Genomic DNA, 18,925 nt, shown 5'->3' on the forward strand with positions numbered 1-18,925 from the left:
GAGCATAGTGCCCGTCGCCACGGAACGTAATTCGCGTCTTGTGCCATCGCGTGCGGATGTGCCGTACCAGGCGTCGAAGATGGGCACGCACCTCGACGCCGCCCGGCGTCTTGCCGGGCCGCAGCACGACCGCCACGGGCCGGCTCGTCTCCGTGTCGTAGACGTGGATCGGCAGGAAGCAGCGTTCGTCATAATGAGCGTTGAACAGCGAGAGCTGCTGATGGCCGTGGACGACATCGCAGGTGTCGTCGATGTCCAGGGTGATGGATGCGGGCTCGCACGGATAGCTATCCATCCATGCGTCGACCAAGGTGTAGGTCAGGCGGATCACGTCGCGCAGTCGCGGCGAATTCTCCAGCCGCGACAGCGTCGGTTGGGAACACAAATCCCGGCCGGTGTCCGGCAGGCGACCGCAGGCGAGCTTGAACGCCGGATCGGACCGCAGATGATCGAGGTCGTCGGCGTCCTCGTAGCCGCAGCAGATCGCGAACATGCGAGCGCGGAACATATCGACAAGGCTGTGCACGACCCGCGTCGGATCGCGGCGATCCGGGAACACCCGGGCCAAATTGTCGGCCAAACCGAGACGCCGCTCGGCCATCGCCAGAAGCATCACGCCCCCATTCGAGGTCAGGCGCCCACCATCGAAGGCAGCTGTGACTTCCTTGGCGTGAACGGCTGGAAACGAGAATGGCAGAATCGTATCATCGGTCATGGCGGGCGTGGTGTTCGCGGCTGAAGGCGATGGGGTTGGCTTCGCAACCGAACCCTACGCCGCATCAGCGCTTTACACCACGCTCGCCAGCCTCTCAGGACTGGCGAATAAGACGGGCTAGCCGCCGAAAGTGGGGCGCGGCGACCTTCGCCTATCCGCCCGGCGAGGACAGCTTTATTGCCGAAGTGTTCCGCGTCAATGCATCGGCTGGCTCCGCCAACGTCGGGCGCGACACACGACCCGTCGGCACCTACGTTCTCAATCTCCTGCCACTTGCAGCGACGCCTCCCGGCCTCACGCACATCAAGGTGAAAGTCGCGAGCTGGGCCGAGCTCGAACGGCAGGTACCGCTCGATGAAGCCGGTACGTTCGTTTATGAATACCGCTCGGACGACCTTTGGAGCTTGATGCCCGAACCGCTGGTCGCGACTTTGTTCGCTTCGGTTGCGATCGGCGCGGCGCGAACCATTACGCTCGCCGAGATCGAGAGCGATCCGGTGCTCCAGCGCAAATTCTCCTGGGTACTGCGGCGCCATTTCGAGAACTACCTCAAGCGCTTCGAAGCTCAAGGCTTGATCCTTGAAAAGATCAAGAGGGGCTACCCCGCAAACCGCGCCTATTTCACCGGCTTAAACGGCAAGGATCGCCTTTACACGTACGACACGCCCAACCGCAAGAACGTCAAACGCGGCGTCGCCAAACTTCGCGTGTTCGGCCGACATTCGTGGTTCGAATGCGAAGGATTCGGCTATGAAGTCGTCCGGCAAGCCGCGGTTTGGGGCATTCGCATCAAGCCGTTCTACATGTTCGGCAAACGCGATGGCAAAACCCCGTTGCCGGGCTATTTGCGTACCAGCAAAGCCACACGTCGCATCAAACTTGACCGCAATGCCAATGTTGAAAGCGATCTGACCTTCTGGGGCCGGTTTCTGTCGCAAAATGCGCAAACGATCAACGTCGGCGGACGCCATGTCGAAGGACTTCTTCTCGACGGCAGCTTCGTCACTTTGGATGTTCAGGAAGGAGGTCTGATCGATGGCTCTGCCACTCAAGATCGACGTTCTGCCCGAACCGCAAGTCGAGTTCGCCAACGCTTCGCGCGACGTTGACCCGCGCCGTGGCCTTGCCGCGTACGGGCCCGCCGACAATCGCGGCCTGCGGACCATTCGCCTTGGTCTCGTCGGCCTCGCCGACGACATCGAGGCCACGCGCCACTGGATCAACCGGTTTCAACAGTTCATGCCAGCCTTCGAAGGCAACTCGAATCGCTTTCGCAATTGGCCGGGGTTGAAAGAAGCCCTCAACTGCACTTTCGTCATCGAAGACCAATTCGTCCGCCCAATCGAAGTCGGCATCTATAACACGCTTTTCAAGGACGCCGTGACAGGCCGGTCTTTCAACGAACTCGTCGAACTGTTCGATGGTCGTATCAACAGCCTGTTCGGTGACGAAGCGCCTGATTGCGTTGTGGTCTGCATCAAGCCAGAACTTGGCGACCTGCGCGTCGCCAATCCCGGCCTCACGCCCGAAGAACGCAAAGCGCTGGAAGTTTTGCGGGCCGAAGAAGAGAGCGACCAGCTCGCGCTCTTCCAGCCATCCGAAGAAGAAAAGAAAGCGGCCCAAGAGCTTTACACGGTCGCGGACGATCTGCTGTTCCGGACCTTCTATCGCGCCATCAAAGCGCGCGCGATGATGCATGACGAAGCCGTGCCTATCCAGATTCTCCGGCGCGACACCATCGATCGCCCGGACGACAAGGGGCAGAGCAACGCCACGCGTTCGTGGAATTTCGCGACCTCACTTTACTACAAAGCGAAGGGCATCCCATGGCGTCCGACCGATTTGCCCAAAAATGTCTGCTTCGTCGGGATCTCCTTCCATCATATGAAGAAGCGCAGCGGCCACTTGGTCTATGCCAGCGTTGCGCAGGCTTATTCCACCGATGTCGAGCCGTTTGCATTGAAAGGCGCCCATATCGATCATGACAAAAAGCATGACCGGCAACCTTACTTGAACGAGGCTCAGGCCTCGGGGCTCCTAGAAGACGTTCTCAACCAATACTTCGGCCGGGCTGGCGTCATGCCCGACCGCGTCGTCGTTCACAAGACAACGGGATTTGCACCGCAAGAAATCGAGGGATTCAAAAAAGCCGCTAAGAACCGCGTTTCGACGGTGGACTATGTGTGGCTGCGGCCGACATCCTTCCGCATCGTTCGCAAAGGCCTCGAAGACCCCTGGCGCGGCACGCTGTGCTCGTTGACCGATCAATCGTATCTTTTCACGAGCGGTTACGTGCCGTGGTGGAACGAGTACCCAGGTATGCATATTCCAGCGCCGCTCGAACTCGGCAGCGCCACCGCAACCAACATGAAGGACCGGGCCCAAGAAATCCTCACGCTCACCAAAATGAACTGGAATTCGAGCGACGGGATCGCCCGATTGCCGATCACCCTGCTTTTTGCGCGGCGGGTGGGCGAACTGATGGAGGAGTTGTCCGACAACGCTACCCCGAAGGCGTCGTACCGCTTCTATATTTAGGGCGGCCATGACCTCGTCTCCTCAAGCGCCGCCCGGCGGCGACAACGACGATGACCCAAAATTCGTGTGCTTCGCTTGCGTGGGCGAGAGCCACCTATCGGACATCATCCACGAGAGCGGCGAAGAAAAAACCTGCTCCTACTGCAACGCCGAGCAAGAGGCGATCGGCGTCGAAGCGTTGGCCGACCACATCGAGGGAGCCTTCAACCGTCATTATCGGCAGACATCGACGGAACCCAACGACTACGAGCACATGCTGTCAAGGGACCGTGAGAGCACCTACGATTGGGAACGTCATGGCGAGCCCGTCGTGTGGGCCATCGTCAATGCCGCCGATTTTAAGGACGAGATTGCGGAAGATGTGCAGCGCATCCTTGAAGAGCGCCACGCCAGTTTCGATGCCGATGCCATAGGCGAAGAATGCCCCTTCGCCGACGACTCCTACTACGAGGAGGTGAAAGCCAACGACATTGAATTCCGCCACGAGTGGATGGCTTTCGAGAACAGCCTGAAGACTGAGAGCCGTTTTTTCAATAAGCGCGCGGAAGCTGTCTTGTCCGCACTCTTTGAAGGCCTTGCCGATCACAAAACCTTCGTGGGCCAGCGCGTCGTCATCGAGGCGGGGCCCGGAACAAAGATCAAATCCCTGTTCCGGGCGCGCGTTTTTCAATCCGAAACGGAGCTCGAGAAAGCGATGACCCGACCGGACCGTGATCTTGGCCCAGCGCCTACGCATCTTGCGGGTGGTGGACGCATGAACGCCCGTGGTATCTCGGTCTTTTACGGCGCGCTCACGCCCGAGGTCGCGCTCGCGGAAATCAGACTGCCGGCTGGCAGCCGTGTCATGGTTGGAAAATTTAACGTAGTTCGCCCTTTAAGAATTCTCGACGTGGAGGCACTGCGGTCTGTTCTCGTGCTCGGCAGCATCTTCGACAGCGATCACATTCGCAAGTTAGAGCGGGCTAAATTTCTGGGACGATTGAGTGAACGTATCACCCGGCCGGTTATGCCGAACGATGAGCCTGCCGACTACCTCATCACACAAGCGATCGCCGATTATCTTGCGGGCCAGGCAAAGCTGGACGGCATTCTTTATCCATCGGCACAGGTCACCATCGGCAAGAAGAACAAAAACGTCGTCCTTTTCCATTTCCACCCCTCGTCACGTGTCGAAGAGCTCGAATTCCCGCCCGACACCGAATTATCTGCGCGCACCTACACTGAATATGAAGAAGGACGGGAGCCCGACTATTGGGTATCGGAAATAACCTCCAGTCCCAAGCCGCCAGCCACTCCGACGCCGCCAGGTCCCGTTTTTGCCATCATGCCGGGCGCGCAAGAACACCTCGAACCAAGGCCGGTTACGCTTCAACTCGACCTTGAAAGTCTGGAAGTTCGGCACATCGAGGCCGTGTCCTTCAGAACAACCAAGCACTCCGTCCGTCGGCATCGCATGGACAGGAGCCATCTGGATAAGTTCTGAGCTACATGACCTCAAACGGCTCACCCATATTCCTTCGGATCTCGACGCAGTCCTCGCAGAGCTTCAAGGTGTCCGGGCCGGCTGCGGGCCTAAACGGCTATTCGAGCCGATAGTCCGCAGCAGGGTCGTCGCCACAGACCGAGCAAACATCGTCCCGGCCAGCATCATCGATCATGAATTTGGTCTGTGCCACTCTTACGGGGTCCCAAAGCTGCATGGCGGCGAACCACTCCTTCGAATGGGGCAACAGGATATTGTCGCGTGCGGTTTCGACGAGGCCATTCGCTTCGAGCCAGCGCCTCGCGACCCTGACCCGATGGCGATATTCACCCCAAAGCAAATCGTAAAGGTCGAAGAGAAGCTTGAACCAGGTCAGCTTATAGTAGTGCGACAAGCCTCGATAAGCACCGCGATTGATTATATACCGATGGGGTCCGATCTCGTCATCTTTCACGGTCCCTCTGCAATAATTCTCGCACTCGTGAAACGGCAACTCCGCCAGCAGTTCATCTTCGTACTGCCAGCGGTTACGTTCCGTATTGAGTTGCCAAACCGTGAGATAGCCCGAAGACGCCAGAAGATCGGCAAAGTAGGCGTCCTCGTACTGGTGCTCGATGAGATAGGGGTCGATATCCTCGAAGGTTTGAATGCCGTTGTCCCGTTTTCGGGCCCCTTCGAGGACGGCGTTGATTGCGCTTCTCATAGCTTCAGTCGAATCCGAATGTGCCGCCCAACGAGCGGTCTCCTCGGCACTCACGATATCAACCGCACTCGGTACGGCTGTGAGCAAGGCACTTCTACCTAAGTCGGCTGGCGCGCAGTAATTCGGATCATCGACAAGCTTGATTCCGGCAGAAGCGTAAGCCTGCGCGACCAGACGAGAACAGAATTGCTTGCGCGTCCACTGATCCGAACCGCCAATGACCGATCGTACCGCTTCGCGCGTCGAGTACTCGGACCCAATCCCTTGCCGAACGAAAAGGCAGACTTGATCAGCCTGCTCGGGTGTCAAGCCAGCCTTCAAACGCAAAACATGTAAGGCGCAGCCGTCTTCAAAGAACAAGCGCTGAGTGTTCCTCGCGTGCACGCCCTCCGATGTCGCATCGATGACCAATCCATGCTGGACGCAAATCATCGCATGCGAAATATCGCTCTTCGTCCCCCAACGGATTGCCTTGCTAACGGCTGCGGCGGTGGTGGTGAGGATGACGTCACCCCGCAACAAAGCCGACATCTTCAGGCGTTTCATCGTTGCGCTCATGCGTAGCCAGCCACTGGGAACGCCATCAGAAGAACGAATGGTAAAAAATCGTAGAGCCGTCGTGCACAGGATTTGTACATGCACCCTATCTAACTATTTGATTAGTCGAACATCATATCGCGAGCTCCGTATCGTCCTCATGCGCGACGCCGAGATAGGCATCGATCACCGCCGGATCGGCGCGGACCTGGTCTGGCGTGCCGTCGGCGATTTTCCGCCCGTAATCGAGCACGGCCACGCGATCGGATAGCCCCATCACGACGCCGATATCATGCTCGATCAGGACGATGGTGGCGCCAAGGCTGTCGCGGGCGTTGCGCACATGCTGCGACAGCTCCTGTTTCTCAGCGAGGGTTACGCCGGCAAACGACTCGTCCAGCAGCAGAAGCTTTGGCCGAGCCACCAGCGCACGCGCAAGCTCGACCCGCTTCTGCACGCCATAGGGCAGCGTTCCGGCAAAGCGGTCGTGAACATCGTCGAGATGCAGGAAGCCGATGACCTCTGTCGCCGCCGCGCGGTTCTCCTCCTCGATCCGCCGCGCCAGGGGCGAGCCCATGATCTGGCGCAGAAATCCCGCGCGCATGCGGTGCGCGAGCCCCATCTGCACATTGTCGAAGACGGAAAGTCCCTTGAACAGCGCGAGGTTTTGAAACGTCCGTGCCACGCCATGGGCGGCAAGCCTCGCAGTCGGCACCTGATCGAATGAATGCGCGCCGAACTGCACTTGGCCCCGGTCGGGCCGGTAAAGCCCGCTGACGATTTTGAGCAGTGAGCTCTTGCCGGCGCCGTTTGGTCCGATCACTGCCCGGATCTCGCCCTGCGCGACTTTCAGGTCGACATCGCGCAGCGCAGCGACACCGCCAAATGTCAGCGAAATCTTTGCCAATCCAAGTGCTGGACTTACGAGTGTTTGGGCAGCACGCTCGGTGCCGCGTTCTGTGGCGTTATCGCGTTCGCGGGTCGATCCATGAATCTGTTCGGCTGGAGGCCCCTCCTCCAGACGAAGCACGCCCGCCCCTGTCGCGATCCCGGACACCTGGCTGTTTCTCCTCAAATCTATTCGGCAGCCTGAACGCGCACGGGCGCTTTCGCCTCGAACTCGCGGACCAGCGGGATTACATGCTTGCCGAAAAATTCGACCTCTTCCTGGAAATGCAGGAAGCCAAGCAGGATCAGGTCAGCGCCGGCACGCTTGAGCTCGATAATGCGTTCGGCGACCTGTTGCGGCGTGCCGATCAGGTTCGAGCGGAAGCCGTCATTGTACTGAACGAGATCCTGAAGGGTGGACTTGGCCCAATTGCCCTCGCGCTCGGGACTGGCGTTGCCCGCATTCTGGACTTCGTGGTGGAAGCCGCGCACCGCATCCGGGATCGCCTTGTCGAGGACCTCCTGCAGGACGTCCTTGGCTTCCTTCTCTGTTCTGTCTGGCGAACGATGCCGAAGGCATTGATGCCGATCTTGGTTCGCCAGCTCTTGCCGAAGGCTTTTTCCTTGGTCCTATGTCATCAACCTGCGCTTTCAGGCCGTCTGGCGTATTGCCATTGGTGAAATACCAGTCGGACACGCGAGCAGCCATGTCGCGGGCCGCCCGCGAGGAGCCGCCCTGGAAGATCTCCGGCAGCGGATCGAGCGGCTTCGGCTTCAGCGAATAGTTGTTGAACCGATAAAAGTCGCCCTTGAGCGTAACGCTCTCCTCTGACCAGATCCCGCGCAACGCGTTGATGAACTCCTCCGAGCGGCGATAGCGCTCGTCGTGATCGAGCCAGGGCTCGCCGATGGCATGGAATTCGCCGCGGAACCAGCCCGAGACGATATTGACCGAAACACGCGCATTGGTGAAATGGCTGATGGTCGCAATCTGCTTTGCCGCGAGCGCCGGATTCCAAGGCCCGGGAAGGAGAGCCGCGATCACCTTGAGCTTTTCGGTCGCTGCGAGAAGCGCGTGCGAGAAGCTGACGGATTCGTGCTGTTTGTCAGCTCCGTAGCCTGCCGTGAAGCGAATCTGGCTCAAGGCATAGTCGAAGCCGGCCTTCTCGGCGATCTGGGCAAGCTTGCGATTGTAGTCGATGTCCCAGCTGGTGCGTTGCTCGATCGATGAAATGACAAGGCCACCCGACACGTTCGGCACCCAGTAAGCGAGTTTGATCGCGTTGTTGTTCGCGGTCATCTGTTTACCCCTCAGGAAGTAGGTCTGCGGCGAAATGGACGACGACTTGAGGCGGGCAGCACCATCCGAGCGCGCCGCTCCGCACAAACGCGCGCTGCTGCTATTCAAGCCGTCGCTTAGGCTACTGATTTGGGAGAGCTACAGCGATCTGCGGTGCGATCGCGTCGACGCATCTCGCGCAGCGTCAACAGAAGGACGGACACAAGTCATCGACAAGCTCTGCGCGTAACCGAACCATTCACCTTTGTCGAAGATGTTGTTTCGCATCATGAGCGTCCCTGACCGGCATCATTACCTAGAGATCAATCCTCTCAGAGAACGTGCGGCTCCGCGAGTCTAAAGACGCACTATTTTTCGTTGTACGGAGATAATCAATTTTTCTTATTTCGCAGCGAACGCATTGTTTCGTTGCTGCGCGGTGAGAAACAGCGTCTACGGACTCGTCACCTGACGAGTTCGTATTCGCTGAGCTCGCGATTGCAAGCGAGCGTCGTTCCTGTTCCTCCGATGATAATTGTCCACCATCCTGTCAAACTGAGTTTGCCGCCACCACCGTCGCAAGCCCGCGCCAGCTGCGACCGACTCGGGCACCTATTTGGTATCACCAGATGCGATTGGTCGCGTGTGCCAGAGTAAAACGGCCGCGCTTGCAATCACGACCGCCATTCCAACCAGCTGTCCGATCCCCTGCGACGCGCCGATCATCTCAGCGGCAACGAGCGCGCCAAGTAACCTTCAAACCTAAGTCGATCTCTGACGCGGGGCATCCACCTCTGAGTCCCCAGTTCTCCGCCGGCACTTCAAGCAAGACGATCTTGATCTCAGTCGCCGGCACCCCGAGCACGGACAGGTTCGTGACCAATGCCTTATAGAGCGCGCGCTTCGCTTCAAGCGATCGGCCCGAGAACATCACGACCTCAATACTAGGGTCTGCACCTAAATAGCGCCACGTGATTCTCTTGCCTACGTGTTGATTCGGGGGCGAGAGAATGCGCGCTGGTTTGTTTTGGCTGAAAACAGGCAATGGGCGCGTATCGAACCGCATCTGCCGAGGGGATTGACGGGGCCGGATCGGGACGACGACCGACGCATCGTCAGCGGCATCATTCACATGCTGCAATCGGGTGCACGATGGCGTGATTGTCCACGTGAATACGGCCCTTACACGACGATCTACAATCGCTTCAATCGCTGGGCCAAGCGAGGACGATGGTGCGTAATCTTCGAAGCGCTGGCCAAGCCTAGCGAAGACGGCGTCGTGCTGTCGCTCGACTCGACCTCGATTAAAGCTCAGCGGTGTGCCTCCGGCGGAAAAGGGGGAGCACAATCAAGCAATCGGCCGCTCGCGCGGAGGCCGCACGACAAAAATCCAAGCGCTGAGCGATCCGCTCTGCCGGCCGGTCGTCCTGCATCTGATTCCAGGCCAGGATGCCGATATCGCTGCGGCTCCCAATGTCCTGGCGCTCGCGCCACCCATGAGCGCGCTCCTCGCCGACAAAGGGTATGACGGCGACAAGCTTCGCGGCGAAATCATTCGGCGCGGCGCCAAGCCCGTAATCCCCAATAAATCCAACCGTGTCTCATCCATCGCTTCAACAAACGCGCCTACAAAGGCCGAAATGTCATCGAACGTTGCTTTTGCAGGCTCAAGGACTTCCGGCGCATCGCCACGCGATATGACAAGCTCGCCCGTAATTTTTTGGCCGCTGTTCATCTCGCTGCTCTCGTCGCATATTGGCTCAATTGAGTCTGGACCTAAGCTGCGCGGGATTCCCAAATCAGTGTTTTTGTGACTGATGGGTTGTCGGCTTTTGGAGGGGCCGACCATGGGAGGCGGGAGATCGGATTGGCGGAAGGAGCTTGGACGCTTTCTGGAGCCGTTTTTGGATCGATTGGGTCACAAGGCACGGCGACAGATGTGCCCAGCCTATGTGGCGGGACTGATTGGCTCTGGCGATCGCAAGAGCATCCAGCCCATGGCAGCGCGCGACGGACAGGTCGGCTACGACCAGCTGCATCACTTCATAGCAAGTGGTGTATGGAATGCGGCCCCGCTGGAGAAAGTCCTGCTTGCCGAGGCCGACAAGATGGTTGGCAGTGATGACGCCTGGCTGATCATCGACGATACGGCGCTGCCGAAGAAGGGGCAGCGCTCGGTCGGCGTGGCGCCGCAATACGCTTCAGCCCTTGGCAAGACAGCCAACTGTCAGTCTCTGGTCTCGGTGACGCTGGCATCGCGCGAAGTCCGGGTGATGGTGGGGCTTCGGCTATTTCTACCTGAGACTTGGACGAACGATCCCGAGCGCATGAGGCTAGCCCACGTGCCGAAGGATCGGCAGATCGCTCTAACAAAGCCGGAGATCGCGATCGAAGAAATCGATCGTGTCATCGCCTCCGGCGTGCGTTTCGGCTGTGTGCTTGCCGATTCAGGATACGGATCAAGTGGGCCTTTCCGCCAGGCTTTGAGCGCGCGCGGGCTGCTGTGGGCGGTGGGTCTGTCGCGATGCCAGAATGTCTACCCGGCGGACGTGGCCCTAGTCTTCCCCGTCGCAAAAACCGGAAAGCGCCGCAAATACCACATTCCTGACCGGCCTCCGGTTTCCGCCGAGGCGACTTTGGACGCAGAGAAGTGGCGGAAGGTCAGCTGGCGACGGGGAACCAAGGGCCGGCTGAACTGTCGCTTCGCGGCCCGCCGTGTTCGAGTTGCGGATGGTCATAAGCACCGGATGCTCGATAGTCGTATGCAGTGCATGCCTGGCGACGAGGTTTGGCTCGTCGGCGAGCGGCGATCGACCGGAGAGCAAAAATACTATGTGTCGAACCTGCCGGCCGATGCCACCATCGTGATGCTTACAGCCGCCATCAAGGCCAGATGGGTCTGTGAACAGGCGCACCAGCAACTCAAGGAAGAGCTTGGGCTCGACCACTTCGAAGGCAGATCCTGGACAGGCTTACACAGACATACCTTGATGACGATGATCGCCTACGCCTTCCTCCAATCCCGCCGCCTCAAAGCAGCGGGACGGAAAAAAAAAGAAGCGCAGGACCGCCACCACAGCCCAGCATGCCCGCCATCAGGCAAGCCATTCTCGATCTCTTCGAACGCCCTCCACCCCTGCGATGCTCCCACTGTGAAAGACTCCTCGTACGAATCGCTAAAACAAAAGTGCCAAAGTAGTGCTAGGCAGCGGACTCTGACCCCGCTCAGACAGGTTCGACTCCTGTGCGCGCAGCCATCACGTTTTCGGCCACTTCGAGCGGGCGAAGGTCATGGCACGGCGGAAGTCGGCTATGTCGACCCAGCCCTTGTCTTCCATCTGATCTTCCCATGTCCATTGGCCGCCTTCGTCCTCGTGCACGCGGTCCTTCGCGATGAAATATCTGTCGTCGAGGGTGTCGACGCCGGCGCTCGTCACCTTCCACTGCGATCCCTTCCAAAGCGTAGCCATGACTCAAACTCCTTAAGCCGACCGTGGTCGAGGAGCATATAGCGACCACGTGCCGGATCGCGCGAAGAATTTTGAGATATGGCGCCTGTGGCGAAACAAGACGCGGCGGTCTGCAAAACCGCCATGAGCCGGGGCAGCACCGGCCGGGGTCTCCATTTTAGAAGTGCGGTCCGCCGAAGGGGTTGTCGCCACCGACATCAGATACGAGTGGCCGGCCGTTGACAGCGTGGTTGCTGTGAGGCTCGTATTCGGCGGCCCAAGCGGAGATGACGGTTGTCAGCTCTGAGGTCGACGGCGTCGCCGACCAATTTACGTAGAGCGTGCCCTTGTGGTCATGCAAGCCGATGATCTTGGTGACGCCCTTGGTGAGCAAAACCTCCGCCAAACGGTTTAGCCGATCGATGCGGCTGGGCTCTTCATCCTGCCGATTGGCTGTGATCTTCGGTGACATTACGCCCTCGTAGCTCAGTGGAAAGAGCGGGGAGTTTCTACCTCTCAGGGTCGCGGGTTCAAGTCCTGCCGAGGGCTTCATCCACCGTGGTCGCGTAGCTCAACTGGACACAGCCCCGATTCGTGGATCTTTTTGAACACCGCTCTACCTCGATGTTAGCTTATGTGCGTTCAGCCAACCCCATCGGGTCGAGAGCCGTGGTGAGGCACCAGCCGGCCTGGGTCGGGCGTGCGTAGATCAGCCTCGCTCTGCCCTTTCGAAAACCTGAACTTCTGGCAAAGGGGTGGCGTGCATAGCGATCCCAACTGGCAGCGCCCCCGTGCCGCCAAGCTGATGCCGATAATCGCGGAAGTAGCAAACGTCGTATGGGTGTTCTGTCATGCTCGTTTCCTGCTCATCTGTGAGAATGACTAATCGGTGTACGGGAAGCAGATCTGATAGAAATATTGGCCTTCGCCGCGCTTCTGAAATCTGTAGTGTGCCCGAAAGTGGGCGTCCATGCTGCGATCGACCTTGCACTCTGCGAGGTATTGGCTCTCGGGCATTGCCTTGTATACGCGCTGGCTGCAAACCCGCTCGACCTCTTCGGCGGGGAGATCGCTCTGCACGTCGTACTCATAGAAGGAATCGCCGTAAGCCTTCTTTTGCCCGCTGTGCGTATTCGTGAACGTCACGCCGTCGATGGTCTTGTTCTTCTGGCGGTCGATGTGGGCCGTGATGGTCATGGTCTCTCCTTGTGTGATGTTCGCCATGAAGGCTCATCTCTTATCAGTTCCTTAGTCCGCGCGCCGCGAGCCATGCGCGATCAATATCGCGGCCGGCCGGCGCGAGCACCTCGACTAAATCGCCGCCAGCGCCGCGGCAGCGTCGGAGGGTGTATGTGAACTGGCCGAGGCTTGGTGTCGGGACATTCACCGTCGCTTTGCGGGGACGGTCGATCGTCGCGCCGTGCGCGGGGCCTCCGACGAATTCTACGCGGGCTTGGGTCATGGGTTGATCACCTGGCTTCCACTCAGGCTAAGTCAGTTCGAGTCCGGCAGCCCGCTCCGTCAAGCCGCGGTCGCGTCCTTCGCGGTGAGCCGCAGTTTGCGACCGCCGGCGTCCTCGACCCAACCCTGATCGCCGGTGTATTGCAGCCCCTCCATGAGCTCTTCGCGATCGGAGCCATCTGGCCGCAACCAGATCTCCTCGATCGCGGTGAAGATCATGATGTCGCCTGGCTGGATGCCAGCCTCCTTCATGATCCTAATCAGCTTTTGAGCGTGCTCTTCCATGATCTCTCTCCAGATGTAGTCGTCGGTCCAGTCGATGAGGCCATAATAGACGCCGCAGTCTGGGCCGTACAACCGTTCCCAGAAGGACCAAGAGATCGTCCTGGCTGCGGTCGTCCCGGAATGCGTCCGCAAACCGATCCACGACGCTCGGCACAATCTCGCGCATGGGCTTGAACGTGTCGGCGTCTGCTTCATCTTCCCTGCCATCTCCTGGGATCAAGGCTACGGCCCTTTCACGGCTGGACTTCGTCGGTGAAAACTCCGACTGGCAGGACCAATTCTGACGGGCTCGTTCAATGGTTAGGACGTCGCACTTTGAAGGCGATCACGTCGGTTCGATTCCGTCACCCGTCTCCATCATCGCAGGCCCTCGGTTTGGTAGGGGTTGGATCCCATAAGTCTGACTAGGCCGGCGCGACGCCGGCGCCTGCGACCAATCTCTCTGGCTGGGCCCGTGTGCCGCGATCAGACCATTCCGGTAATGCGCGTAGTCCGTCGCTTCTTGCTCCGTGACGAATGAGGCCACGCTATGAGCGGCCGCGCCTTCCCCGAGGCTGCACCGGCTTACGTCGAAGCAGTGCCGGAAAACGACATAGCCGCCCGCCTGCTGGGAATATGGCATCATCCGGTAGAGGCTGGGTACGCACGCGCCGGTATCATGTTTGTCGATCGCCTCGACGAGCGCGACCAGGTCGACCCAACCATCAATCATCGTCCGTTGGTGGTCTGCTGTCGACGTAGATTCCTCCGGGTCCTTTGTCGGCTTCGCTCTGCCGATATAACTCGGCGAGGATCACTTCGATCATGGTCATGACGGCAGCACCACTTCGCGGGTCTCGATCTTGTCGACGTAGTAGGCACCGTTGCGTCCGCCGCTCCCGGCGTTGTGCCGGAGCTCGACGAATAGATCGACGCGATGGGCTTCGGTCAGGGCGTTGTTCAGCGCGGTGACCGCCTTCATGATATCCGATGAAGCGTCGCGCTGCTCTTTCGTCGCCATCTCTTCTTCTCCTGCCGGTTTAGCTCAATGGTTCGAGCGCTGCGTAGTGAACGCGGATATCTCGGTTCGACTCCGAGGGCCGGTACCATCACAGAGCGGGCATATCGCTGCCTGCCGCCAGTTCGAGGCCAAGAAAGACCGGGTTATTGCCGGGCGCCATATAGCCGCTGTAGGTGAGCGTTGGAGCTCGGAATGGTAGGCCAAGCGCGGCGCACCAGCAGCGCCAGTCATAGCCGCCGGCATCGCAGACGTCTTGGCCATACCTGACCTGCTCCCAGAAGACGCGGCCCATCGCCGCTGTGTAGGGGCCGCGGCCGATCGCAGCGGGGGCGCCATCGACGAGCCTGTCGACCAGGCGAGCTCGACGTTGCCACCACCGCGCGCGCTACCGCGGGATGCAGGGCCACCCGTGAACGGTGGTGCCGAAATATTTCTCCAGAGCATCGAACGTCTGTTCCTCGATCATCTGATCCTCCAAGGGAGTGTCGTCTAGTAGTAAGACACCGGCTTCCAAAACCGGTTATGTCGGCTCGGTTTCGCCACCGCTGCCAATTCTTGATCCGAGAGCTTGCCGACGCGGCGGACCTCGCCGATGAATCTGAGCATGAACTCGTCGGCGTGCGAGCCGTCGCGATCGGGATCGGCGCCGATTATCCCCGGCTTGTTTCGGTCCCACCAGCTTTCCCGGTTCTTCTCGTACCAGCGACGGACGAGATCCGCCTCTAGGTCACCGCGTGACGTGGGCGTCCATTTTGCTTTTCCCATCATGAGCGCGCGCCTGCGCGGACTTCTTCGACCTGTTCGGCCGTGATCCCGCCGTTGGCGACGAACCAATCCCACGAGCCCGGTTTCAGCAACCCAATCGCTCGCAGCGAAGCACCAGCTGGCGCGGGGTTGTTCCGTACATATCGGCCAGGGCGATAACCATGCGGCGAATGAATTTGTTTTGCCCGGCCGTGTGACTCCGGAAGGCTGCCGTCAGCATGTCCATATCCATTAGGCTCATCGTCGTTCTCTCTCGTCAGAATGGAATCTCGTCGTCGTGCAGCACACTCAGCGCCTTGCGCGGCCGGACCCGCTCGAGCAGACGGAAGACCGGCCAGCGGGTCGGGTAGGTGACCTTGCGCCAGAACTCCTGGCGCCGCCTCCGTCGCTCCTCGCGCCCGACGTCATCCTGATAGTTGGCCTGCCGCTCGAGCTCGGCGTCGACTTCCCCCGCAGTCAGGTACCCAGTCTTGGAGCAGCCGCCTGTTCTCGCGTAACGATCTCTCGGTCGGGCGCGGTCGGCTCGATGCCCATGATCTGCTCCAGCGTCACCTCGTAAAACGATGCCAGGCGCTTGAGCAAAGGGATGTCGACCCCGAGCGATGTCTTCTCGACGGAAGCTAACAGCGACGCATGGATGTCGAGCGCTTCCGCGACGGCCCTGATCGTCAGCTTGCGCGCCAATCGCAGCCGCCGCAGCTCGGCACCAAACTCGGACTGCGTCTCGCTTTCCTCCACGGACGACTCTTCGCCATCTTCGCGCGGCATGGACGCAAGCGTGTCTTCATCTCGGGGATCTTCATTCCTGCCACCGTTCGCATGCGCTTGATGGCGATGGCGGTCTCGACGTCCGACTGCCGATAGGCTCGTCTGCCCGAAGCCGTGTAGGCCGGAGACAGAAGTCCCTGGGATTCCCATACCCGGATCGTTGAAACCGACACACCAGCGCGCCGGGAGACGTCGGATATCTGAAGCAGTGGTTCACGCGGTTCGAACATTGGGTGATTTCAGATTTCTGAGATGCGCCGACAATGATCAGAGGCTCGGGCTTCAACTGGTGGGGTCGTGCAGGAATTTTCGGTGTTGGCGACCGATCTCGATCGTGTCGCGGAAGCCCTCTGTCGTGATGAACGCGGCGGCCGGGTAGTTCCGCTCGATCAGGGCGTTTGTCGCGGTCGTCGTGTCGTGCATCAGATAGCTGATGTCGCCGAGCGGGATGCCGGCCGCCTTGAGCCACCGGAGGAGACGCCGGAAGTTGTAGCCAACGGCGGCGACCTCATGACGCGAGCCCGGGGCCGAGATTGTCAACTTGGAAAAACCCATGAGCTTCGGGCAGTCGAACTATAAATGGAGTTCATCTCCCATTTGTGAGAGGCATTCTTGCATTAGCTCTGCGATTTCGAGGCGTCCAATGCACCGTGTCTCGTACCCACCATGTCGTATTCGCAAATGCTGACCTGCAAAATGTCGGGTAACAGTCGCGGTCCGGTGCAACGAAAGACAATCGTCTGTTCTAGTTGGAAGATCTTGCAAGGCTTCGATAAGAAGCTTTTATGCGTGTGATCAGCTCGCCCCCTCAGTCGTCGAGCGCGGCACTGGAGTATTGGCTCCTAGCCCGAGTCGGGCGCTCGATCTGAAGCATCGCTGGCCTCTGTAGAACCGGCTCTGCTCGTCAGAAGCTGGAAACGTAGGACGAGGATGGCGGCGCAAACGGCCTTCCCGATTGATAAGCCAATCCAGATGCCAATGGCGCCTAAGCCGATTTTGAAACCGAGCACGTAACTGAGGGAAAAACCAATCGGCCAATAAGCGATGCCGGCGAAAAGGAGCGGCACGCGCGTGTCCTTCAGGCCGCGCAGTCCACCCGCCGCAATGCTCTGCACCGCATCGGTAATAAAGAAGCTCGCGCCAACCAAGATGAGCTTCGCAGCGAGTCCGATCGTTGCGTCGGCATTGCTGGCCGATTTGCCGACAAACAACGCGGCGATCTCAAAACGCGCGGCGATCACCGCAAGCGTAAGAATTGCAGCGATCAGGACCCCGAGCAACATGGCGGCCAAACCTGCCCGCGTTACGCCTGAGGCGTCGTTGCGACCTACTGCGTGCCCAACCCGAATGCTCGCCGCCATACCGATGCAAAAAGGGATCATGAACAGGATCGTGACGACCTGGAACGCGACCTGGTGGGCGGCAACCGCCGTGGTGCCGATCACGCTTATCAGGAGCGCCATAGCAGAGAAAAGTCCGGAGTCCATGAAAATGGCGATCGAGATCGGCGTCCCGACCACGAAGATCTGCCGCATCAGCGGCCAGTCGAAGCGCCAGAGATGTGCGAGCACGCGGTAGTCACGGAAAGGACGACGCATTGTGGCGAACCACAAACCAGCCAAGAAGGTCGCACAGTTCACCAGCGTCGTCGCAAGGCCCGCCCCGAACAATTCTAGACGCGGCAGGCCGAGCTTGCCGAAGATCAAGAGATAGGCTAGCAGCGCATTGAACGGGATGGCCGCGAGTGTGATCCATAAAACTGGCGCGGGCCGGTTGACCGCAGTCATGAAACTGCGGATGGCCAAGAACCACAATGCCGGCAAGGCGCCCCAGGCAAGTCCGAGCAGATATTGCTGAGCAAGCCGTGCCGTGGCTGGCCCGTGGCCGAGCGCGAGCACAATTTGTTCGCCGCCTAGCGGCAAGGCCATAATTGGCACCCACACGACGAGTGCGGCCCAGAGGCCCATGCGCAGCGAGCGCCGCACCATAGCCGGGTTGGCGGCACCACACGCTTGCGCGGCGAGCGGTCCCACCGCCGACACCACGCCAGATCCCAAGGTGAGGACGACGGATAAGACCATGCCCGCGAGCGCCGCCGCGGCAACGGCCTCGGTGCCGATGCGGCCGATGTAGGCAAGATCGGTTGTCATCATCGCGATCTGCCCAAGCTGCGTTAGCGCTATTGGCAACGCGAGTTTCGCGGTTTCCCTGAGTGCGGCCGTGAGGTGATGGCCATCTACACATTTCGGCAGTCGATTACGCCACGATGATACCGGTTTTGTTTCGGCTGTTTTTTCCATGAAAGTCAGGCTGCCCCGGTTTGCATCGGTCGAGCAAACCGATCGCTTGCTTCACTGAGAGAATAACCTCCCCGCCCTTGCGAGTTGGCAGCGTGATGTCTATTGCACGATGTTCTCACGCGATGACGAGCCACTCGAAAATGGCGGCGAGAATTCTGACCGCAAGGGTGATCTCGGACAATTTCTTGTTTCAGCGATCGTCGCCGATGACGTTCCGTGTTGTTGCGTTGAGCTGTGTCTGGTTCAAGACGTCGACGTCCCAAACGCGACAGTGAGACGGCAGTATTTAGCCAGCGCGGCGAGAGGCGCATTGTTTCTTCAAGAAAGCTCGCAGAACGTCGTTTGGCACGTCGGTTGCTAGAGATGCGGGGGGTCCGTTACGGCCATGCCGGTCTCGCAGCAACTATCCAAGAGCTCAGATGAAATTTGCTCGGTTGAATCAAAATGCCACGCTGCCGCGTCCGTCGCGCGCGCCTCGATGGCGAGGCTCTCATCTGACGGTGCTTCAGTTTGCCGGCGAGGACGGGATTGCCCTGTGTACCCGGTACGAGACGAATACTGGCATTCAAAGAGGTGCTGCGGACCACATTCGAAGTGATGTGATGCGAGCAGTTAAAGATGATCGATCTGGTAGACGTCAACCTACGAAGCTGACAGCTGGCCGCAGACCGGTGTTCGCTTGTAAAAGGCCAATGGGCTGATGCAGGACAGTTGGGACCTTCGAGAACGATTGAGGCGACGAGAAGATCTCAAG

General features: G+C 59.5%; 18 protein-coding genes, 4 tRNA genes and 3 pseudogenes. 9 read left to right on the plus strand and 16 right to left on the minus strand.

Going from position 1 to position 18,925, the window contains the following annotated elements; all coding sequences use genetic code 11:
* Positions 1–715, minus strand: a 715-nt coding sequence (locus QCM77_RS10625; RefSeq protein ID WP_279683289.1) for an IS1380 family transposase, incomplete at its 3' end; no start/stop codon positions are given.
* On the opposite strand from QCM77_RS10625, the gene QCM77_RS10630 reads away from it, so the two are divergent.
* The 3 genes from QCM77_RS10630 to QCM77_RS10640 are packed head-to-tail and all read left to right on the plus strand — an operon-like array spanning position 691 to position 4,736.
* Positions 691–1,824 (plus strand): hypothetical protein, encoded by a 1,134-nt coding sequence (locus QCM77_RS10630; RefSeq protein ID WP_279683291.1) that lies wholly within the window; start codon positions 691–693, stop codon positions 1,822–1,824. The two genes, QCM77_RS10625 and QCM77_RS10630, sit on opposite strands and share 25 nt — an antisense overlap.
* Complete coding sequence (locus tag QCM77_RS10635) at positions 1,751–3,253, plus strand: argonaute/piwi family protein (protein WP_279683293.1); 1,503 nt, start codon at positions 1,751–1,753, stop codon at positions 3,251–3,253. Before QCM77_RS10630 ends, QCM77_RS10635 begins: the two co-directional genes overlap by 74 nt.
* 7 nt (positions 3,254–3,260) lie before the next feature.
* Entirely contained in the window at positions 3,261–4,736 is a 1,476-nt protein-coding gene (locus tag QCM77_RS10640; protein WP_279683295.1) for an RES family NAD+ phosphorylase, read from the plus strand.
* A 97-nt stretch (positions 4,737–4,833) separates the two neighbouring features.
* On the opposite strand, the gene QCM77_RS10645 is transcribed toward QCM77_RS10640, so the two are convergent.
* From QCM77_RS10645 to QCM77_RS10660, 4 genes and pseudogenes are all read right to left on the minus strand, one after another.
* The gene (locus QCM77_RS10645; RefSeq protein ID WP_279683297.1) at positions 4,834–5,985 is read right to left on the minus strand and encodes a YiiX/YebB-like N1pC/P60 family cysteine hydrolase; all 1,152 of its coding nucleotides are present in this window, start codon (positions 5,983–5,985) and stop codon (positions 4,834–4,836) included.
* 124 nt (positions 5,986–6,109) lie between these two features.
* On the minus strand, positions 6,110–6,883 hold the full coding sequence (locus QCM77_RS10650) for an ABC transporter ATP-binding protein (protein ID WP_279683299.1): 774 nt from the start codon (positions 6,881–6,883) through the stop codon (positions 6,110–6,112).
* A gap of 170 nt (positions 6,884–7,053) precedes the next feature.
* Positions 7,054–8,164: pseudogene (gene sfnG / locus QCM77_RS10655) on the minus strand (dimethylsulfone monooxygenase SfnG).
* Positions 8,165–8,870: 706 nt separating this feature from the next.
* On the minus strand, positions 8,871–9,209 hold the full coding sequence (locus tag QCM77_RS10660) for a tautomerase family protein (RefSeq protein ID WP_279683301.1): 339 nt from the start codon (positions 9,207–9,209) through the stop codon (positions 8,871–8,873).
* Between QCM77_RS10660 and QCM77_RS10665 the strand changes: the two are divergent.
* Positions 9,132–9,911: pseudogene (locus QCM77_RS10665) on the plus strand (IS5 family transposase). The gene QCM77_RS10660 and the pseudogene QCM77_RS10665 sit on opposite strands and share 78 nt — an antisense overlap.
* A 79-nt stretch (positions 9,912–9,990) precedes the next feature.
* Positions 9,991–11,299 (plus strand): annotated as a pseudogene (locus QCM77_RS10670) (IS701 family transposase).
* 101 nt (positions 11,300–11,400) lie between these two features.
* On the opposite strand, the gene QCM77_RS10675 reads toward QCM77_RS10670, so the two are convergent.
* Both QCM77_RS10675 and QCM77_RS10680 read right to left on the minus strand, forming a co-directional pair.
* Positions 11,401–11,613, minus strand: a complete 213-nt coding sequence (locus tag QCM77_RS10675) for a hypothetical protein (RefSeq protein WP_279683303.1) — start codon at positions 11,611–11,613, stop codon at positions 11,401–11,403.
* 157 nt (positions 11,614–11,770) lie between these two features.
* A complete protein-coding gene (locus QCM77_RS10680) occupies positions 11,771–12,064 on the minus strand; it encodes a hypothetical protein (protein ID WP_279683305.1) in 294 nt (97 codons plus the stop codon).
* 3 nt (positions 12,065–12,067) lie between these two features.
* Between QCM77_RS10680 and QCM77_RS10685 the strand changes: the two genes are divergently transcribed.
* A tRNA-Arg gene (locus QCM77_RS10685) sits at positions 12,068–12,141 on the plus strand.
* A gap of 333 nt (positions 12,142–12,474) precedes the next feature.
* Here QCM77_RS10685 and QCM77_RS10690 read toward each other — a convergent pair.
* On the minus strand, positions 12,475–12,789 hold the full coding sequence (locus tag QCM77_RS10690) for a hypothetical protein (protein ID WP_279683307.1): 315 nt from the start codon (positions 12,787–12,789) through the stop codon (positions 12,475–12,477).
* 250 nt (positions 12,790–13,039) lie between these two features.
* Between QCM77_RS10690 and QCM77_RS10695 the strand changes: the two genes are divergently transcribed.
* A tRNA-Gly gene (locus tag QCM77_RS10695) sits at positions 13,040–13,110 on the plus strand.
* A gap of 3 nt (positions 13,111–13,113) precedes the next feature.
* Here the strand turns inward: QCM77_RS10695 and QCM77_RS10700 are convergent.
* Positions 13,114–13,410 carry a hypothetical protein gene (locus tag QCM77_RS10700; RefSeq protein ID WP_511337189.1) on the minus strand — a complete coding sequence of 99 codons (297 nt, stop codon included), beginning with the start codon at positions 13,408–13,410 and terminating at the stop codon, positions 13,114–13,116.
* A 210-nt stretch (positions 13,411–13,620) separates the two neighbouring features.
* On the opposite strand from QCM77_RS10700, the gene QCM77_RS10705 reads away from it, so the two are divergent.
* Positions 13,621–13,695 (plus strand) — tRNA-Gln (locus tag QCM77_RS10705).
* 451 nt (positions 13,696–14,146) lie between these two features.
* Here the strand turns inward: QCM77_RS10705 and QCM77_RS10710 are convergent.
* A complete protein-coding gene (locus QCM77_RS10710; protein WP_279683311.1) occupies positions 14,147–14,338 on the minus strand; it encodes a hypothetical protein in 192 nt (63 codons plus the stop codon).
* Positions 14,339–14,351: 13 nt separating this feature from the next.
* Between QCM77_RS10710 and QCM77_RS10715 the strand changes: the two genes are divergently transcribed.
* A tRNA-His gene (locus tag QCM77_RS10715) sits at positions 14,352–14,426 on the plus strand.
* Between the two features lie 401 nt (positions 14,427–14,827).
* Here the strand turns inward: QCM77_RS10715 and QCM77_RS10720 are convergent.
* The 6 genes from QCM77_RS10720 to QCM77_RS10745 form a co-directional block, all read right to left on the minus strand.
* Positions 14,828–15,106, minus strand: a complete 279-nt coding sequence (locus tag QCM77_RS10720; RefSeq protein WP_279683313.1) for a hypothetical protein — start codon at positions 15,104–15,106, stop codon at positions 14,828–14,830.
* A gap of 82 nt (positions 15,107–15,188) precedes the next feature.
* Positions 15,189–15,323 (minus strand): hypothetical protein, encoded by a 135-nt coding sequence (locus tag QCM77_RS10725; protein ID WP_279683315.1) that lies wholly within the window; start codon positions 15,321–15,323, stop codon positions 15,189–15,191.
* 236 nt (positions 15,324–15,559) lie between these two features.
* Entirely contained in the window at positions 15,560–15,871 is a 312-nt protein-coding gene (locus tag QCM77_RS10730; protein ID WP_279683317.1) for a helix-turn-helix domain-containing protein, read from the minus strand.
* Positions 15,772–16,101, minus strand: a complete 330-nt coding sequence (locus QCM77_RS10735) for a MerR family transcriptional regulator (protein ID WP_462804309.1) — start codon at positions 16,099–16,101, stop codon at positions 15,772–15,774. Before QCM77_RS10735 ends, QCM77_RS10730 begins: the two co-directional genes overlap by 100 nt.
* A 52-nt stretch (positions 16,102–16,153) precedes the next feature.
* Entirely contained in the window at positions 16,154–16,426 is a 273-nt protein-coding gene (locus tag QCM77_RS10740) for a hydantoinase/oxoprolinase N-terminal domain-containing protein (RefSeq protein ID WP_279683318.1), read from the minus strand.
* 287 nt (positions 16,427–16,713) lie between these two features.
* Positions 16,714–18,171, minus strand: a complete 1,458-nt coding sequence (locus tag QCM77_RS10745; protein WP_279683320.1) for an MATE family efflux transporter — start codon at positions 18,169–18,171, stop codon at positions 16,714–16,716.
* Positions 18,172–18,925: the final 754 nt, after the last annotated feature.

It is taken from the genome of Bradyrhizobium nivariense, from assembly GCF_029846695.2.
Lineage (GTDB): Bacteria > Pseudomonadota > Alphaproteobacteria > Rhizobiales > Xanthobacteraceae > Bradyrhizobium.

Coding starts and splice junctions, on each gene's coding strand:
- QCM77_RS10640 (WP_279683295.1), top strand. CDS start 3,261: ATGACCTCGTCTCCTCAAGCGCCGCCCGGCGGCGACAACGACGATGAC.
- QCM77_RS10735 (WP_462804309.1), bottom strand. CDS start 16,101: ATGTTCGAACCGCGTGAACCACTGCTTCAGATATCCGACGTCTCCCGG.
- QCM77_RS10645 (WP_279683297.1), bottom strand. CDS start 5,985: ATGAAACGCCTGAAGATGTCGGCTTTGTTGCGGGGTGACGTCATCCTC.
- QCM77_RS10690 (WP_279683307.1), bottom strand. CDS start 12,789: ATGACCATCACGGCCCACATCGACCGCCAGAAGAACAAGACCATCGAC.
- QCM77_RS10725 (WP_279683315.1), bottom strand. CDS start 15,323: ATGCTGACGGCAGCCTTCCGGAGTCACACGGCCGGGCAAAACAAATTC.
- QCM77_RS10720 (WP_279683313.1), bottom strand. CDS start 15,106: ATGATGGGAAAAGCAAAATGGACGCCCACGTCACGCGGTGACCTAGAG.
- QCM77_RS10660 (WP_279683301.1), bottom strand. CDS start 9,209: ATGCGGTTCGATACGCGCCCATTGCCTGTTTTCAGCCAAAACAAACCA.
- QCM77_RS10710 (WP_279683311.1), bottom strand. CDS start 14,338: ATGGCGACGAAAGAGCAGCGCGACGCTTCATCGGATATCATGAAGGCG.
- QCM77_RS10680 (WP_279683305.1), bottom strand. CDS start 12,064: ATGTCACCGAAGATCACAGCCAATCGGCAGGATGAAGAGCCCAGCCGC.
- QCM77_RS10730 (WP_279683317.1), bottom strand. CDS start 15,871: ATGCCGCGCGAAGATGGCGAAGAGTCGTCCGTGGAGGAAAGCGAGACG.
- QCM77_RS10745 (WP_279683320.1), bottom strand. CDS start 18,171: ATGGAAAAAACAGCCGAAACAAAACCGGTATCATCGTGGCGTAATCGA.
- QCM77_RS10630 (WP_279683291.1), top strand. CDS start 691: ATGGCAGAATCGTATCATCGGTCATGGCGGGCGTGGTGTTCGCGGCTG.
- QCM77_RS10635 (WP_279683293.1), top strand. CDS start 1,751: ATGGCTCTGCCACTCAAGATCGACGTTCTGCCCGAACCGCAAGTCGAG.
- QCM77_RS10740 (WP_279683318.1), bottom strand. CDS start 16,426: ATGGGTTTTTCCAAGTTGACAATCTCGGCCCCGGGCTCGCGTCATGAG.
- QCM77_RS10675 (WP_279683303.1), bottom strand. CDS start 11,613: ATGGCTACGCTTTGGAAGGGATCGCAGTGGAAGGTGACGAGCGCCGGC.